Origin of the sequence: Bradyrhizobium sp. NBAIM08, assembly GCF_020193935.1 — a bacterium.
Lineage (GTDB): Bacteria > Pseudomonadota > Alphaproteobacteria > Rhizobiales > Xanthobacteraceae > Bradyrhizobium > Bradyrhizobium yuanmingense.
Map to the genome: position 1 here is coordinate 1 of NZ_JADYVR010001277.1, position 386 is coordinate 386.

Here is a 386-nt window from a genome sequence, read left to right on the forward strand (position 1 = left end):
CGACAGCGCCATCAACTCCTCGCGCCTGGGTCCGTCGCCCACGATGCGCAGGCGAAATTGCGCGGCCGATGCCTGGCGCAGCGCCGCGGGGCCTCGAGGAGCATGCCGACGTTCTTCTGCTCGTTCAGCCGGCCGACGAAGAGGAAGCGGAATTCGCCTGCGCGCGGCGAGCCTGCCGGGCTGAACGTCTCCAGGTCGACGCCATTGGCGATGACCTGCACGGCGATGGGGTCCGCACGCATGGAGAGCTGCGCGAGGCCCGGCGAGTTCGCCACGACGGCGCGCGCCTTCGCCAGCACCATTCGCCGCACCGGACGCAGCCAGCGATGCACGCGTTCGAGCGAACGTTCCGTGCCGGGCACGTCGCCGCCGCGCAACGATACCAC

Annotated in this window: 1 pseudogene; it reads right to left on the minus strand. The window is 70.7% G+C overall.

Features of this window, described 5'->3' with window-relative positions:
* Positions 1–11: 11 nt before the first annotated feature.
* Positions 12–386: pseudogene (locus tag I6F37_RS44510) on the minus strand (hypothetical protein); the annotation flags it as partial.